The following is a 16,849-nucleotide window of genomic DNA, read 5'->3' on the forward strand; positions in this document are numbered from 1 at the left end:
CGCTGGTTAGAAGACTGGAAGTGTTGTCACAGATCGGTCCGGAAAACGCCTGGACCGTGCTGTGATCGTGAACACCGTGCCGCGCGGCACCGTAGTGCTGGATACTGCGGGCAGCCGCCCCCGGTGACCGATGCCGGGCGCGGTGAGCTGGAGGGGACGGTTCGCGTGAGCGAGATACCAGCGAAGGCCACGGAGTCCGAGGACCCGTCGGACGGCGCGAGGGCTGGGGCCGCGGGTGCGCTCGCGGGCGAGGCCGGGCACACCCTGGGTGAGGGCGAGGGGGAGGTGCCGGCCGGGGACGCCATGTGGCAGAGCAGTCCGCCCGGCTCGATCTACGACTACATCAAGGTCGCGTCGTTCTCCATCGGCCCCGACGGGCTGGTCGACCAGTGGAGCCTGCGCGCCGAGCAGATCCTCGGCATCTCCGCCGAGCGGGCCGTCGGCATGGACCCCATCGACGCGTTCATCGACTCGGACCTGCGCGAACGCGGCCAGCGCAAGATGGCCGAGATTCTCGACGGGCGGGAGTGGACCGGCGTGGTCCCCTTCCGGATCCCGGACACGGCCGAGGGCGAGCGCGGCGAGGAGGGCCTCGCCGAGGTGTACGTCATGCCGACGCGCACTCAGGAGGGCGAGAAGGCCGCCGTGTGCATCGTCGTCGACGTCCGCACGCTGCGCAGCATCGAGACCGATCTTGCCGCCTCGCAGTCGATTTTCGGTCAATCCCCTTTCGGTTTCCTGCTGATTGACACCGATCTGCGGGTCCGCCGCGCCAACAAGCGGTTCGCCTCGATCTTCGGCGGAACCCCCGACGACCACCGCGGCAAGGGCGTGCACGACTACCTGCCCCGGTCCGAGGCCGAGCGGGTCAGCGCGGTCCTGCGCCGGGTCCTGCAGACCGGCGACTCCATCACGGACATGCACGTCACGGGCTTCGTGCCGGGATCCGAGGAGCGCCGCCACTGGTCCATCAACCTCTACCGCGTGCACAGCGGCAGCGGACGCCCCATCGGCATCGCCTGGCTCGGCCTCGACGTCACCGCCCGGCGCGCCGCCGCCCGCGAGGCCGCCGCCGCACGGCGCAATCTCGCCCTTCTGAACGAGGCGGGCGCCCGCATAGGGAACTCCCTCGACCTGGAGACGACCGCGCGCGAACTCCTCGACGTCGTCGTGCCCGGCTTCTGCGACCTGGCCACCGTCGACCTCTACCAGGGTCTCCTCGTCGGTGACGAGACCCCGCCCGGGCTCGCCGACGGCAGCGCCGAACTGCGCCGCGTGGCCTTCGCGTCCGCCGTCTCCGACGCCCCCTTCGCCGGCACCGGCGCGCCCGTCGCGGTCGGCGCGGTCCACCACTTCCCGTTCAACTCGCCCTGCGCGGACGCCCTGCGCACCGCCCGCTCGCAGTCCATCCCCGGCGAGGACGGCGGGCTCGTGCAGTCCACGCTCGCCATTCCGATGGTCGCCCACGACACCGTCGTAGGCCTCGCGCAGTTCTCGCGGACGAAGGGCAGCGAGCCGTTCGGGGACCGGGACCGGGACCTGGCCGTGGAGTTGGCGGCGCGGGCCGCCGTCTGCATCGACAACGCGCGGCTGTACCGGCGTGAGCACGAGCGGGCGTTGATACTGCAACGGTCGCTGCTGCCGCCGGGCGACCCCGTGGCCTCCGGCCTGGACATCGCCTGCCGCTACCTGCCCGGAAACGCCTCCACGGGCCGCCCCAGCGAGGTAGGCGGCGACTGGTTCGACGTGATCGAACTGCCCGGCCACCGTACGGCGTTGGTGGTGGGGGACGTCATGGGCCGCGGTCTGCGCGCGGCGGTGGCGATGGGCGAACTCCGCACGGCGGTCCGCACCTTGGCGCTCCTGGACCTCGAACCGGCCGAGGTACTGTCCGCGTTGGACGAGATCGCGCGGGGGCTCGGCACACCCGGCGGGGTCCAGCAGGCCACCCGGGCCGCCCGCCGCCCCCGCGAGGCCGACCTCTCCGAGGTCTACCTGGCGACGTGCGTGTACGCGGTGTACGACTCCGTGACGCGCCGGTGCACCTTCGCCAACGCCGGTCATCTGCCGCCGGTCCTCGTCGAGCCCGGCGAGTCGGCCCTGATGCTCGACGTGCCGCCGGGCATGCCGCTCGGCGTCGGCGGCGAGCCCTTCGAGGAGGTCGAGGTCGAACTCCCCGAAGGCGCGCTGCTCGCGCTCTACACGGATGGACTGGTCGAATCCCGCGACCACCCGCTCGACGAGGGCCTGCAGGCCTTCGTCGGAGCGCTCACCGACCCTTCCCGCCCGTCACCCGACCACCACCCCTCAACGGCGGCGCTGCGCGCCGACACCCATCGAAACCTGGAGGACGTCTGCGACCACGTCCTCAACACCCTCGACACCCACCACGGCGAGGACGACATCGCGCTGCTGATGGCACGTGTACAGGGCCTGCCCGCCGAGTCCGTCGGCGACTGGACCCTGCCGCGCGAGCCACGCAGCGTGGGCCGCGCCCGGGAGTACGCCCGCGGGATGCTCCTCAGCTGGGACATGGAGCCGCTCGTCGACACGACCGAACTGCTCGTCAGCGAGCTGGTGACGAACGCGCTGCGGTACGGCGAGGGCGAGATCAGGCTGCGGCTGCTGCTCGACCGGACGCTGGTGTGCGAGGTCTGGGACGCGGGTCTGGTCCAGCCCCGCCGTCGCCGGGCCCGGGACACGGACGAGGGTGGCCGGGGCCTGCAGCTGGTGGGCCTGCTCTCCGCGGCCTGGGGCTCACGGCGCACCGGGCGCGGAAAGACGGTGTGGTTCGAACTGCCGCTCCCGAACGGGGAGACGGAGCTCACGGATCCGGCTGAGGCGCTGTTGAGTCTCTTCTGAGACCCGTTCGGCCTCACCCGGGTGGCGGGTTGCGGCGGGCCGCTGTGCGGGGCCCGCCGAAGCTGTTCGCAGGGGCAGGGTCCAGGGACGGGTTTCCGTGCAGGCGTACGTCCTGTTCGGCGAGTTCCCGTGCCCGGCGGGCCGAGGTGCCTGCGTGCAGCCGGGTGGTGAGGGTGGCGGGCGTCGGGACCGGCCCCTCCGCCGCGGTGTCCGACCGGGTGTGTCCCGCCTCCAGCGCCTCCCGGGCCGCCGCCAGCAGGGTGCGGGCCTCGGCGCCCACCACGGCCCGGTGCGTCTCCACGAAGCCGTCCGCGTCGGCGATCGCGCTGCGTGCCGTGAGCAGGGCGGCCGCCGGAAGGACGCCGGTCCGGCCGGCGGCGACCGGCGCGACCGCCTCGGCGATCCGGCGCAGGAGGTCGAGCGGATCGTCACGCTGCCCGCCGGTCAGCGTGTTCCGTACGGCGGTCAGGACGATGTCGGCGTGGCGGAGCCGCGCCCGCAGCTCGCCCTCCGGGAGGTTCGGCGGGGCGGCGGCCGGTTGCCTCGGCGCACCCGCGAGCACCTCCCGCACCACCGCCAGTTCCGTCTCCGCCCCGGTCAGCGCCGCCGGTACCAGCCCGGCCGCCGTCCTCAGGTCCTCGGCGAGCCGGTCGACCGCGGTGAGGAACACGTCGGCCTGGGCGACGGCGCTCTCGGCGGCACGAAGGGCGTGGACCGCGCGGCCGGTGTCGCCCGAGTCGGTTGCCTGGCGGGAGTGGTTGAGGTGGGTCGTGGCGAGGACCAGACGGTTCTTGGCTTCTTCGACGTATCCGGTGACCGGGGCGGAGGCGGAGGGGGCGTACCGCTGGGTGAGGTCCGTGGCGGTTGCCTCCGTGACCGGTGTGCGGCCGGTCAGCTCCCGGAAGCGTGTCTCCGCGATCCTCACAGCCTCGCCGTCCTCCCGTTCCAGAGCGCGGAGTTGGTCGAAGGCCGGCGCCTGCGCGTCCAGGCGGCTGCCCGCCTCCTGGCAGCGGCCCACGATGCCGGTGAGCGCGTGCCGTCGGGACGGCTGGTCCGCCGGGATGCCGGCGTCGTAGCGCCGTCGTATGCGGAAGGCGGCGGAGAGTTCGGTCTGCGCGTCGTGCAGGGCCCGGGCGAAGGGGGCCACGGCCTCGGCTCCGGAGCGGGCCTCGGCGAAGGCCAGTTCCTCACGACTGGTGCGGATCCAGTTGTCGGCCTCGGTCAGCAGGGTCCGGGACTGTTCGTCGAGGTCGGTGAGGGGTGGGACGGCCGGCGTGGCGGGGGCGCCGCCGGGGGTCGTGCGGGTTCTGGCCCGACGGATGCGTCGTATGTAGGCGTACCCGGCGAGGGTGCCCGCCGCGGCGAGCACGACGAGCGGCAGGGCCAGGTCCGTGGCGGACGTCTCCTCGTCCTGCGACTCGGCGGCCGCGACCGGGGCATCGGCACTGATCGCAACCGGAACGTCCGTACTGATCGTCGTCACTGGCAACAGCAGCCACCCGACCCCGGCCGCACCGCCCAGCAGGGCGTGGGCCACCCGCACGGATATGTGCGAGGCGGCACGCCGGGGCCGGCCCCGTATCAAGGAAGACGACGTCACATTTTGGAGCGTATGGGGAGTAATGCGGGCACGCGAGCGGGGTGAGGTGGGTGGGGTAGCCGATGAGAAGGGGAAGCGTGATGGAACGTTCCGGCAGGACGGGGACAGGGCCGGAGACGGAGACAGAGACGGAGAGGGAAGAGGAGCGGGCGCCGGAGCCGGAGCGGGAGGAGAGAGGCGAGTCCGCTGAGGGCGCCGAGGAGGAGCGGGGCGTACTACCGGAGCCGAGGCCCGGGCGCCGGCTGTGGCTCCGCCGGGTCCGCCGGACGGCCCTCGGCCTCGTCCTCGCCCTGGTCCTTCCCGTCCTCGCCGCCCAGACCGCCCTGCGCATCAATTACCTGGGCGACCCGGCCGACGGCACCTACACCCGCGGCAAGGACGCCGTCTGGCTCGGGCACGCCTGGGTCGACGGGCGCAAGAAGGACGCCGATGTCACCGCGCTGGCCGCCCGCCTGAAGGCCACCGGCATGCGCGACCTGTACGTCCACGCCGGCCCCCTGGAGCACGACGGCACGCTCCCCAAGTCGGCCTACGCCAACGCGCGATGGTTCATAGCCGCCGTACACCGGGAAGCGCCCGGCATCCGTGTCCAGGCATGGCTCGGTGACGTTCTCGCCTCCGAGGGTTCCCGCGGCATGCGGCTGGAGCGGGCCGCGACCCGCGCCGCAGTCGTGCAGTCGACCCGCGAGATCCTCGCCACCGGCTTCGACGGCGTCCACTTCGACCTGGAGCCCCTGCACTCCGGCGACCGGAACTACCTCACCCTCCTCGACGCCCTGCACCGCGTCACCGCGGCCCAGGACGCCCCGCTCTCCGTCGCCGCCCACCAGATCGACCCGCTCCCGGGCCTGCACGCCGCCCGGGGCGCCGTCACGGGCCACCCGAAGTGGTGGTCGCAGTGGTTCTTCGGCCAGGTCGCCCGCCGCGTCGACCAGATCGCCCTCATGTCGTACGACACCATGCAGCCGCTGGAGAGCACCTACGGCGGCTATGTCGCCCAGCAGACCTCGCTGGCCCTCGAAGTCACCCCGGAGACCACCGACCTGCTGATGGGCCTGCCCTTCTACCACGAGAAGGGGTTCGGCCACTGGGAGCACGCCGAGACCGTCGCCGCCGCCGTCCGCGGCGTCCGCCTCGGCCTGTCCCGCACGGACGCCGACCGTGCCAACTTCGGCGTCGCCGCCTACGTGGACTTCGCGGCGAAGGAGGAGGACTGGACGGCGTACCGGGAGGGCTGGGTGCGGTGAAAAACCGCCTGCGCCCGGGCGGAGCGCGGTGCGACGATCCGGCGCATGACCGCCGACTCCGCGCCCTCCACCGCCGAACCGCTCACCCGCACCCCGCTCACCCGTGACGACCTCGCGCCCCTCGCCCGGGCGGCGACCGGCCGGCAGCACGGTCTGGCCGGTGTCGCCCGGCTGCGCGGCGGCACCAAGAAGGGCGTCTACCGGCTCACCTTCGACGACGACACGACGGCCGTCGCCTACGTCTGGTCGCCGGACGAGGACTACTGGGACGCCGGGCCCTCCGACCCCCGCGACCCCCTGTCCCACGGCACCGGCCTCGCCCTCCTCACCGCCGCGCACGACCGTCTCACCGCCGCCGGCGTGCGCACCCCCCGCCTCCTCCACGCCGACGCCACGCACACCCACCTCCCGGCCGACGCCGCGGTCGTCGAGGACCTGCGCGGCGGGAGCCTGGAAGCGGCCCTGGAGCGGGACCCGGACTCCGGGCGCGCCCGCCTGGAACAGCTGGCGGAACTCCTCGCCCTCCTGCACGCCCACGAAGGCCCGGCCTTCGGCAAGGTCGCGCTCGTCGACAACGGCGGTGTGTCCTCCGCCCCCTCCTGCGCACAGCGCGTCACCGAGGGCGCCCTGCGCGACATCGCCGCAACGGCCGTACGGGATGCCCGCATCGCCGCCGCCCGAGACGAACTCGAGGCCGCCGTACGGGAGATGGCCGCCGCCGTCCGCCCCCGCGCCCGGCACACCCTCATCCACGGCGAACTCGGGCCCGACCACGTCCTGCTGGACGACCGGGGCCGGCCCGCGCTCATCGACATCGAGGGCCTGATGTACTTCGACGCCGAGTGGGAGCACGTCTTCCTGGAACTGCGCTTCCACGAGGCGTACGACGCCCTGCGCGCCCCCGGTCTCGACGCGGACCGGCTGCGCCTCTACCGCCTCGCCATGCGTCTGAGCCTCGTCGCGGGCCCGCTGCGTCTGCTCGACGGCGACTTTCCGCACCCGGGGCCGATGCGGGCCATCGCCGAGCACAATCTGCGCATGGCGCTGCGGCTGATCGGACGCCCGGTACCGGGAACTTAATCTTCCGGTCGTCCGGACATCATGCGTGTTTTCCCTCCACGAACGACTGCGTTGGTTGTGCATGGACTGGGGGCGTCCTAGCGTCCACTTCTCCTATCCCTGTGAGGGTCACATTCTGATGCGATCGCTACTCACCAGTAAGGCCGTCCGTCGAGCTCTGCGCCCGGTGGCCGAACTCATCGACCAGCGCATCGAACGCCAGGTCCGGCGCATCGTCGGCACCAGCTCCGGCGGGAGCGCCGTCGGGACCGGGAGTGTCGCGAGCACCTCGTCCGACGCGCTGCAGAAGGAGCTGAAGACGCTCCGCGACCGCCAGCGCCCCCTGGAGCTGTTCTTCGACGGAACCGGGCGCGGCGCGTCGCGGCTGCCGTCCGCGCCCCATCTCCGCCGCACGATCGCGGAGCTGGCCGAGGTGACCGGGGACAGAGACGGCGCCGAGCGCAACGTCGCCCAGGCCTTCCGGCTGCTCATCGCGATGGAGGCGCTCGGGGTCGGCCGGATCGCCGGCGGCACCATGAACATCGTCGGCAAGCTGTCCGCCGTACCGCTGCTCGACCCGCCGAACGACGAGGTGCTGGAGATCGGCACCCTGTACGGGATGTTCGGCGCGGCCCTGATCCGGATGATGGAGCGGGCGGGGCGGGATCCCAGGCTGACGATCGTCGATCCGCTCGCGGGCACGCAGCTGCAGCCCGGCACCAGCATCGGCGACGACGCCTCCGGCACCCCCGTGCGGGGAGCGGCGGTCCGCACCAACCTGTCCCTGGCGGGCGCGGCCGGCGCCGCCGCCCGGATCCAGCAAGGCTTCTCCGAGGACCCGGAGGTCCGCGCCCTGGTCTCCGACCGCTCCTACGGCGTGATCATCGTCGACGGCGACCACTCCGCCGCCGGTGTGGCGGCGGACCTGGAGTGGGCCGAGAAGATCGTCGCGCCGGGCGGGATCGTCGTCCTGGACGACTTCGGGCACCCCAAGTGGCCGGGCATCAAGGAGGCGTTCGACAAGCACATGGCCACGGACACCCGGTTCACCTTCCTCGGCCAGGTGGCGCACTCGGGCTATCTGCGGGCGGAGGCCGCCTGAGGCGGCCCCGCGCCCGGGAAACCCCTCAGGACCGCCGACGGATCTTGTTCCCGAGCCACACGAGCGGGTCGTACTTGCGGTCCACGGCCCGCTCCTTCAGGGGGATCAGCGCGTTGTCCGTGATCCTGATCCCCTCGGGACAGACCTCCGTGCAGCACTTGGTGATGTTGCAGTAGCCGAGGCCATGCTCGTCCTGGGCCGTGCGCCCGCGGTCCAGGCCGGTCTCCTCCGCCGCGTCCAGCGGATGCATGTCCAGCTCCGCGACCCGCATGAGGAAACGGGGGCCGGCGAAGGCCTGCTTGTTCTCCTCGTGGTCGCGGACGACATGGCAGGTGTCCTGGCACAGGAAGCACTCGATGCACTTGCGGAACTCCTGCGGCCGGTCCACGTCCTCCTGGAACATGCGGTAGTCACCGGGGCCCAGCCCTTCGGGCGGGACGAACGACGGGATCTCCCTGGCCTTCTGGTAGTTGAAGCCGACGTCCGTCACCAGGTCGCGGACCACCGGGAAGGCACGCAGCGGCGTGACGGTGATCGTCTCGTCCCGCTCGAACACCGACATACGGGTCATGCACATCAGCCGGGGCCGGCCGTTGATCTCCGCCGAGCAGGAACCGCACTTGCCCGCCTTGCAGTTCCAGCGGACGGCGAGATCGGGGGCCTGGGTGGCCTGGAGGCGGTGGATGATGTCCAGCACCACCTCGCCGTCGTTGACCTCGACCTTGAAGTCCTCCAGGTCGCCGCCCTGCGCGTCACCCCGCCACACCTTGAAGCGGGCCTCGTAGCTGCTCACTCGTACAGCTCCTCTTCGGCGAGGTACTTGACCAGCTCCTCCTTCTCGAAGAGGGCGAGCAGGTCGGGGCGGATGGGGTCGGTGGTCTCGCGCGTGAGGGTGATCTGGCCGTGGGCCGGGTCGGTGGCCGCGAGTCCGCCGGTGGGGTCGGTCAGCCGGCACAGCAGGTTGACGTTGCGCCAGGCGCGGTCCATCGACGGGTGGTCCTCGCGGGTGTGGCCGCCGCGCGACTCGGTGCGCTCCAGCGCGGCCCGGGACACGCACTCGCTGACCAGCAGCATGTTCCGCAGGTCCAGGGCGAGATGCCAGCCGGGGTTGAACTGGCGGTGGCCCTCCACCCCGGCCCGCCGGGCCCGTACGCGCAGCTCCGCGAGTTTCTTCAGGGCCTGGGCCATCTCGCTCTCGCGGCGGATGATGCCGACGAGGTCGTTCATGGTCTGCTGGAGTTCCTGGTGGAGGGTGTACGGGTTCTCCGGCGGCGCCTCCGTCGGTTCCTCGACCTCCGCCGAGAAGGGGCGCAGCGCCTCCGCGGCGGCCGCGTCGACCTGGACGTCGTCCACCGCCGGGCGCTCGTGGGCGAGCCCCGCCGCGTACTCGGCGGCGTGCCAGCCCGCCCGGCGGCCGAAGACCAGCAGGTCGGAGAGGGAGTTGCCGCCGAGCCGGTTCGAGCCGTGCATGCCGCCGGCCACCTCGCCGGCCGCGTACAGCCCCGGCACCCCGCGTGCGGCGGCTGTGTCGGAGTCGACGGCGATGCCGCCCATCACGTAGTGGCAGGTCGGCCCGACCTCCATCGCCTCGGCCGTGATGTCGACGTCCGCCAGCTCCTTGAACTGGTGGTACATGGACGGCAGCCGGCGCTTGATCACCTCGGCGGGCATCCGCGTCGACACGTCGAGGAAGACTCCGCCGTGCGGGGAGCCCCGGCCTGCCTTCACCTCGGCGTTGATGGCGCGGGCCACCTCGTCGCGGGGGAGCAGCTCGGGGGGACGCCGGTTGTTGTCCGGGTCCTCGTACCAGCGGTCGGCCTCGTCCTCGGACTGGGCGTACTTCTCCTTGAAGACGTCCGGGACGTAGTCGAACATGAACCGCTTGCCCTCGGAGTTCCTGAGCACCCCGCCGTCGCCGCGCACCGACTCGGTGACGAGGATGCCCTTCACCGACGGCGGCCAGACCATCCCCGTCGGGTGGAACTGCACGAACTCCATGTTCAGCAGGGGTGCCCCGGCGAGCAGGGCGAGCGCGTGGCCGTCGCCCGTGTACTCCCACGAGTTCGACGTCACCTTGAAGGACTTGCCGATGCCGCCGGTCGCGATCACCACGGCCGGGGCTTCGAGGACGAAGAAGCGGCCGCTCTCGCGGTCGTAGGCGAAGACCCCGGAGACCCGGTTCCCCGCGGCGGAGCCGCTGTCGGGCGCCGTCTTGAGCACGCGCGTGACCGTGCACTCCTGGAAGACCTTCAGCCGGGACTCGTAGTCGCCGGTCTCCCTGTGGTCCTCCTGCTGGAGGGCGACGATCTTCTGCTGGAGGGTGCGGATCAGCTCCAGGCCCGTGCGGTCGCCGACGTGCGCGAGGCGCGGGTACTCGTGACCGCCGAAGTTGCGCTGGGAGATCCGGCCGTCCTTCGTGCGGTCGAACAGGGCGCCCCAGGTCTCCAGCTCCCACACCCGGTCCGGGGCCTCCTGCGCGTGCAGCTCGGCCATCCGCCACTGGTTGAGGAACTTGCCGCCGCGCATGGTGTCGCGGAAGTGCACCCGCCAGTCGTCGTGCTCGTTGACGTTGGCCATCGCGGCCGCGATGCCGCCCTCGGCCATCACCGTGTGCGCCTTGCCGAACAGCGACTTGCAGATCACGGCCGTACGGGCGCCCCGCTCACGCGCCTCGATGGCGGCCCTCAGGCCGGCGCCACCGGCCCCGACCACGACGACGTCCCACTCCTGCCGGTCGACCACGGACATCACAAGGCCCCACTCATCTAGAAGAAGCGCGGATCGTCGAAGACGCCGGACGCGACGAGATAGACGTAGAAGTCGGCGAGCGCCACGCTCAGCAGCGACGCCCAGGCGAGCTGCATGTGCCGGGCGTTCAGCTTCCCGACCCACTGCCACATCCGATAGCGCACGGGATGTTTCGAGAAGTGCCTGAGCTTGCCGCCGACGATGTGCCGGCAGGAGTGGCAGGAGAGCGTGTACGCCCAGATCAGCACGATGTTGACCAGGAAGACGAGGGTGCCGAGGCCCATGTGGCCCCACGCGTAGTGCTCGTCGCGGAAGGCGAGCACGGTGTCGTAGGTCAGGATCCCGGCGACGAGGATCGCCGCGTAGAAGAAGTACCGGTGGATGTTCTGCAGGATCAGCGGGAAGCGGGTCTCACCGGTGTACTTCTTGTGCGGCTCGGCCACCGCGCAGGCCGGTGGGGACGCCCAGAAGCCCCGGTAGTAGGCCTTGCGGTAGTAGTAGCAGGTCAGGCGGAAGCCGAGCGGGAAGATCAGGATGATGATGGCGGGGGAGATGCCCCACCAGCCGCCGAAGATCTCCCAGTTCGGGCCCGCCCGCATCGGTTCACAGCGCTCGGCCAGGCAGGGCGAGTAGAACGGCGAGACATAGGGCGCCGCGTAGTAGTCCGCGTCCGCGAAGGCCCGCCAGGTCGAGTACACGACGAAGGCCAGCAGACCGGCGGCGGTGGCCGCGGGGGCCAGCCACCACCGGTCGGTGCGCAGATGCGGGGCGTCGATCGCGGCACGCGTACCGGTGCGTACGCCGCCGCTGACGGGTTGAGGTTCCGTACCAGTGGCCAATTCATGACTCCGGTCGGCTCGGGACTCCGGGCGGTTCAGGGGGCACGGCGATCACGGGCGCCGAGTCCCTCGTCGTCCGTGTCGATCCACAGGGAGTCGTCGTAGGGGGTGTCGGGGATCGTGACGAGGTCGGGGCGCTTCTGCGCGGCCGGGGTGGAGGCCGCCTCGCGCAGCAGCGCGACGCTCTCGCGCAGGTGGTCGGCGTCGGCGCGGACGCGGCGCATCTCGAGCCCGCGGGTGCCGAGGTGCTGTTCCAGGCGGCCCACGGACCGCGACAGGTCGTCGAGACAGCGCTGGACCGATGCCAGATCGTCTTGCACGGACATGACGTGACCTCACTTCCGCGGGCCGGTGGCCCTGGACGGCGACGCTCATGTGCGCCTGCGAGTGTTGCGCGTCACACCTGTCGGTGTGAAGGCGTGTGCAGCGATTGGCCGATCGCGTGCCATCGGTGCACACCCGAACGCGCGCTGTGTGCGCCGGGAGCGTGCTGTGCTCCGCACGGGTGGGCTTGTGCGCCCCCGCCGCCGTGTCGCCCCCGGCAGGCGAACCCTTTCCTCTTCAGTGAGCCGTAGATCAGATCAGCTCCAAAATACTGCCAAATGTGAACATAACGCACTCCTATCAGCGGCGGCAGCGGCTTCCCGGAGGTACCTGAGATGTCCCACGACGGCGTCGGACCCCGCGCGGTCATGCGCTCGGTCGCCTTCCTCACCGCGGGTGTGCTCGCGGTCCCCACGCTGGCCGCCTGCGGCGCCGAGGACGAGGCCGGCAAGCCGCTGGCCGCCCAGGACATCGCCCCGGCCGCCCGTGGCCTGGTCGCCGAAGGCGGCACCCTGCGCTGGGCGGTGGACTCCGTACCGGAGACCTTCAACACCTTCCAGGCCGACGCCGACGCCACCACCACCCGGGTCGCCCAGGCCGTCCTGCCGTCGATGTACCGGCTCGACGCCGGCGGGCGGCCCGCGCGCAACGCCGACTACCTGGAGTCCGCGAAGGTCGTCGAGACCGAGCCCAAGCAGGTCGTCCTGTACAAGCTCAACCAGCAGGCCGTGTGGAGCGACGGCCGTGAGATCGGCGCCGCCGACTTCGCCGCCCAGTGGCGCGCCCTGTCCGGCAGGGACAGCTCCTACTGGACCGCCCGCAACGCCGGCTACGACCGCATCGAGAAGATCGAGCGCGGCGAGAACGACCTCGAGGTCCGGGTCACGTTCAGCCGCACCTACGCCGACTGGCAGTCGCTGTTCTCGCCGCTGTACCCGAAGGACGTCATGGGCACGCCCGACTCCTTCAACGACGGGGCGCGGCGCAAGCTGAAGGTCACCGCCGGGCCGTTCGTGGTCAAGCAGGTCGACCGGGGGAACGCCCGGATCCGGCTCACCCGCAACCCGCGGTGGTGGGGGCGGCCCACCAAGCTCTCCGAGATCGCGCTGACCGCCGTCAAGCGCGAGCAGCGGGCCGCCGCGCTCGCCTCCGGGAAGATCGACCTGGCCGACATCGACACGGCCACCGCCGAGCGCATCGACGGCGCCGCCCAGGGCGCCGCCGGACCGCTGACCGGCTCCGGCGGCCGCTCCGCCGCCAAGGCGCTGCGCTCCTGGGCCATCGCCCACGGCTCCGACGAGACCGCGGCCGAGGACGAGCAGTACGCCCGCAGGAAGCTGAGCCAGGCGATGGCGACGTGGGAACGCCAGCAGAAGGCGCTGCGCGACTACGAGGTGCGCAAGTCGCTGGAGCCGGCGTATACGCAGCTCGCGCTGAACGGCGCCGACGGTCCGCTCGCCGACGAGCGGGTGCGCCGGGCGGTGGCCCGGGCGCTGGACCGCAAGGAACTGGTCAAGCTGGTGCTGGGGCCGCTGGGCCTGCCCACGGTGCCCGTCGGCAGCCACCTCGCCCTGTCCGGGCAGGAGGCGTACGCCGACAACAGCGAGGCGCTCGGCGGACAGGACACCCAGGAGGCGCAGGCGCTGCTCGCGGACGCCGGGTGGGTGCCCGGCGGCCCGGTCAAGAAGCAGAAGAAGACGGAGAAGGCGGCCGGGGCCGAGGGCAGGAAGGCCGACGCGGACGAGAAGGACGGCACGGACCCCGCCGAGGGCGGCGACGACGGCACCTACATCGTCGGCGAGGACGACAAGGCGCCCGCGGAGACGGACACCGGGCAGCTCGCGCAGGACGGCAGGCAGTCCGTCCCCGGGCACGGCGCGCCCGGCGCCTACGCCCCCCGGGGCACCGCCGCCCCGGGCGGTGCCGAGCGCGGGGCGCTGGCCAAGGACGGCAAGGCGCTCACCCTGCGGTTCGTGCTGCCCTCCGGTCCGGGTGCGGAGCCCCTGCACCTGGTCGCCGGGCGGATCGCGCGGATGCTGGACAAGGTCGGCATCCGCACGGAGCTCACCAAGGTCTCCGACGAGAGCTACTTCAAGGACCACATCGCCTCCGGCCAGTACGACCTCGCCCTGTACTCCTGGCCCTCCTCCGCCTTCCCGGCCACCGACGCCCGGCCGATCTACGCCAAGCCGGTCCCGGCCGCCGACGGCTCGCTGAGCGTCGAGCAGAACTACACCCGGGTCGGCACCGACCAGGTCGACCAGCTCTTCGACGAGGCGATCTCGACCCTGGACGAGGAGGAGGAGCGATCCCTGATCCGCAAGGCGGACTCCCGTATCTGGGCGGCTGCCGGATCGATTCCCCTCTACCAGCGCCCCCAGCTCACGGCCGCGAAGAAGAACGTGGTCAACGCCGGCGCCTTCGGCTTCCAGACGCCGGTTTATGAGGACATGGGCTTTCTGAAGAAGGGCGCGAGGATCCCGGCGAGCGCGCCGGCGAAGAAGTGAGAAAGAAGTGAGGTGACATGAGCCTCGTGGCCCTGTGGAGGTCGTCCGCCGCGGGGCCACGTACCATGGGGTGAGGCCGTGGCGTGTCAAGCCCGGCAGGGCCCGCGTAACACAGACGTACGCAGCAGGGCCGGTCCTCACACTCCGGGAGAACGCCGCTTTATGGCCACGCGCCACGACATTCGCAACGTAGCCATCGTCGCTCACGTCGACCACGGCAAGACGACCATCGTCGACGGCATGCTGAAGCAGGCCGGTGCCTTCGCCGCCCACCAGCTCGACTCCGTCGACGACCGCATGATGGACTCGAACGACCTGGAGCGTGAGAAGGGCATCACGATCCTCGCCAAGAACACCGCGGTGAAGTACCACCCGAAGGACGGCGGGGACCCGATCACCATCAACATCATCGACACCCCCGGCCACGCCGACTTCGGCGGCGAGGTCGAGCGCGGTCTGTCGATGGTCGACGGTGTGGTGCTGCTCGTCGACGCCTCCGAGGGGCCGCTGCCGCAGACCCGCTTCGTGCTGCGCAAGGCGCTCCAGGCCCGGCTGCCGATCATCCTGTGCATCAACAAGACCGACCGTCCGGACGCCCGGATCGACGAGGTCGTCAACGAGACCTACGACCTCTTCCTCGACCTGGACGCGGACGAGGAGCAGATCGAGTTCCCGATCGTCTACGCCTGCGGTCGTGACGGCATCGCCTCGCTGACCAAGCCGGAGGACGGCACGGTCCCGGCCGACTCCACCAGCCTGGAGCCGTTCTTCTCCACGATCCTGGAGCACATCCCGGCCCCCACCTACGACGAGGGCGCCCCGCTCCAGGCCCACGTCACCAACCTGGACGCCGACAACTTCCTCGGCCGTATCGCGCTGCTGCGCGTCCACCAGGGCGAGCTGAAGAAGGGGCAGACCGTCGCCTGGATGAAGCGCGACGGGTCGGTCGCCAACGTGCGCATCTCCGAGCTGATGATGACCGAGGCGCTCACCCGCAAGCCGGCCGAGCAGGCGGGCCCCGGTGACATCTGCGCCGTCGCCGGCATCCCCGACATCATGATCGGCGAGACGCTCGCGGACACCGAGAACCCGGTTCCGCTGCCGCTGATCACGGTCGACGAGCCGGCGATCTCCATGGTCATCGGCACCAACACCTCCCCGCTGGTCGGTCGTGGCGGCACCGGCAAGGGTGCCGACGCCAAGTCGGCCGTCAAGGACCGCAAGGTCACCGCCCGCCAGGTCAAGGACCGCCTCGACCGCGAGCTGATCGGCAACGTCTCGCTGCGCGTGCTCGACACCGAGCGCCCGGACGCCTGGGAGGTGCAGGGCCGCGGTGAGCTGGCGCTGGCCATCCTGGTCGAGCAGATGCGCCGCGAGGGCTTCGAGCTGACCATCGGCAAGCCGCAGGTCGTCACCAAGGATGTCGACGGCAAGGTCTACGAGCCGGTCGAGCGCATGACGATCGACGTGCCCGAGGAGCACATGGGCGCGGTCACGCAGCTCATGGGCGTCCGCAAGGGCCGGATGGACAACATGTCCAACCACGGCTCCGGCTGGGTGCGCATGGAGTTCGTGGTGCCCTCCCGTGGTCTGATCGGCTTCCGGACCGAGTTCCTGACCCAGACCCGTGGCACGGGCATCGGGCACTCCATCCACGAGGGCCACGAGCCCTGGTTCGGCGCGCTCCAGACCCGCAACAACGGCTCCCTCGTCGCCGACCGTGCCGGTGCCGTCACCGCGTTCGCGATGACGAACCTTCAGGAGCGCGGTGTGCTGTTCGTGGAGCCCGGCACCGAGGTGTACGAGGGCATGATCGTCGGCGAGAACTCCCGCTCCGACGACATGGACGTCAACATCACCAAGGAGAAGAAGCTCACCAACATGCGGTCGTCCACGGCCGATGTGGCCGAGTCGATCGTGCCGCCGCGCAAGCTCTCCCTCGAGCAGTCCCTGGAGTTCTGCCGCGACGACGAGTGTGTGGAGGTCACCCCGGAGGCGGTGCGCATCCGCAAGGTGAACCTGGACGCCCGCGAGCGCGCCCGCGCCGCGAGCCGCGCCAAGCACGGCTGATCGCTGCCTGTTTCCCGATGACACCGGGCATCTCGCTGTACGGGGTGCCCGGTTGCGGTCGTAGAGGGCGAGGGTAGGGAAAACCCTTTATTTGCCAGAGCATGCCCCTCCGGGCGGACGGCGCCCACTACCCTGCTGCGGAAGTCGCCCTGACGGCCAGTTCGCGTCGGCCGGTACCGGCCCGCGGCACTCCGCCTTGCTGCGCAAGCGTGTTGAGAGCCCAGGGCCCGGCAGGGCGCCTTACATGGCGACCACGCCACTCGCAACTTGTTTTTTCGCCCCAGTGCGTTCGCAATTCGGACACCCGCCACCGATAGATGTGTAACAAGTCCGTTTCGCAGGGATCTTTCACCAAACCCTTTGTCCGGATTTTGGAAGATGTTAGCGCTAGCTGTGATCGAACCGAGACCTCAAGAGTGTGGTTCGGCCTTGGCGCATAGCAGATAGTTAGGCGCGTAGAGCTCGGATGAACGGGTCACGCGCTTCAGGCG

General features: G+C 71.2%; 11 protein-coding genes. 6 read left to right on the top strand and 5 right to left on the bottom strand.

Annotated features, from left to right (window positions below; translation table 11 throughout):
* Positions 1-165 precede the first annotated feature (165 nt).
* Complete coding sequence (locus IE263_RS09135) at positions 166-2,862, top strand: SpoIIE family protein phosphatase (protein WP_189934143.1); 2,697 nt, start codon at positions 166-168, stop codon at positions 2,860-2,862.
* A 13-nt stretch (positions 2,863-2,875) separates the two neighbouring features.
* On the opposite strand, the gene IE263_RS09140 is transcribed toward IE263_RS09135, so the two are convergent.
* Positions 2,876-4,462: a hypothetical protein gene (locus IE263_RS09140; RefSeq protein ID WP_229910864.1), complete on the bottom strand. Its 1,587-nt coding sequence runs from the start codon at positions 4,460-4,462 to the stop codon at positions 2,876-2,878.
* Between the two features lie 80 nt (positions 4,463-4,542).
* Here IE263_RS09140 and IE263_RS09145 point away from each other — a divergent pair, with 80 nt between their 5' ends.
* The 3 genes from IE263_RS09145 (at position 4,543) to IE263_RS09155 (ending at position 7,870) form a co-directional block, all read left to right on the top strand.
* Positions 4,543-5,709: a glycoside hydrolase family 18 protein gene (locus IE263_RS09145; RefSeq protein ID WP_189934365.1), complete on the top strand. Its 1,167-nt coding sequence runs from the start codon at positions 4,543-4,545 to the stop codon at positions 5,707-5,709.
* 45 nt (positions 5,710-5,754) lie between these two features.
* The gene (locus IE263_RS09150) at positions 5,755-6,789 is read left to right on the top strand and encodes a phosphotransferase (protein ID WP_189934145.1); all 1,035 of its coding nucleotides are present in this window, start codon (positions 5,755-5,757) and stop codon (positions 6,787-6,789) included.
* Between the two features lie 118 nt (positions 6,790-6,907).
* Positions 6,908-7,870 carry a class I SAM-dependent methyltransferase gene (locus IE263_RS09155; protein WP_189934147.1) on the top strand — a complete coding sequence of 321 codons (963 nt, stop codon included), beginning with the start codon at positions 6,908-6,910 and terminating at the stop codon, positions 7,868-7,870.
* A gap of 25 nt (positions 7,871-7,895) precedes the next feature.
* On the opposite strand, the gene IE263_RS09160 is transcribed toward IE263_RS09155, so the two are convergent.
* From IE263_RS09160 to IE263_RS09175, 4 genes are read right to left on the bottom strand one after another with little or no spacing between them, the layout of a single operon-like run.
* Entirely contained in the window at positions 7,896-8,663 is a 768-nt protein-coding gene (locus IE263_RS09160; RefSeq protein ID WP_189934149.1) for a succinate dehydrogenase/fumarate reductase iron-sulfur subunit, read from the bottom strand.
* Positions 8,660-10,618 (bottom strand): fumarate reductase/succinate dehydrogenase flavoprotein subunit, encoded by a 1,959-nt coding sequence (locus IE263_RS09165; RefSeq protein WP_189934150.1) that lies wholly within the window; start codon positions 10,616-10,618, stop codon positions 8,660-8,662. The genes IE263_RS09160 and IE263_RS09165 overlap by 4 nt, the downstream gene beginning before the upstream one ends.
* A gap of 17 nt (positions 10,619-10,635) precedes the next feature.
* The gene (gene sdhC, locus IE263_RS09170; RefSeq protein ID WP_189934152.1) at positions 10,636-11,457 is read right to left on the bottom strand and encodes a succinate dehydrogenase subunit SdhC; all 822 of its coding nucleotides are present in this window, start codon (positions 11,455-11,457) and stop codon (positions 10,636-10,638) included.
* Between the two features lie 35 nt (positions 11,458-11,492).
* Complete coding sequence (locus tag IE263_RS09175; protein WP_189934154.1) at positions 11,493-11,783, bottom strand: Rv0250c family protein; 291 nt, start codon at positions 11,781-11,783, stop codon at positions 11,493-11,495.
* Between the two features lie 333 nt (positions 11,784-12,116).
* Here IE263_RS09175 and IE263_RS09180 point away from each other — a divergent pair, with 333 nt between their 5' ends.
* On the top strand, positions 12,117-14,288 hold the full coding sequence (locus IE263_RS09180; RefSeq protein WP_189934156.1) for an ABC transporter family substrate-binding protein: 2,172 nt from the start codon (positions 12,117-12,119) through the stop codon (positions 14,286-14,288).
* 162 nt (positions 14,289-14,450) lie between these two features.
* Positions 14,451-16,358: a translational GTPase TypA gene (typA, locus tag IE263_RS09185; protein WP_189934158.1), complete on the top strand. Its 1,908-nt coding sequence runs from the start codon at positions 14,451-14,453 to the stop codon at positions 16,356-16,358.
* Positions 16,359-16,849 lie beyond the last annotated feature (491 nt).

The sequence above is a fragment of the Streptomyces aurantiogriseus genome, from assembly GCF_014649375.1.
GTDB lineage: Bacteria > Actinomycetota > Actinomycetes > Streptomycetales > Streptomycetaceae > Streptomyces > Streptomyces aurantiogriseus.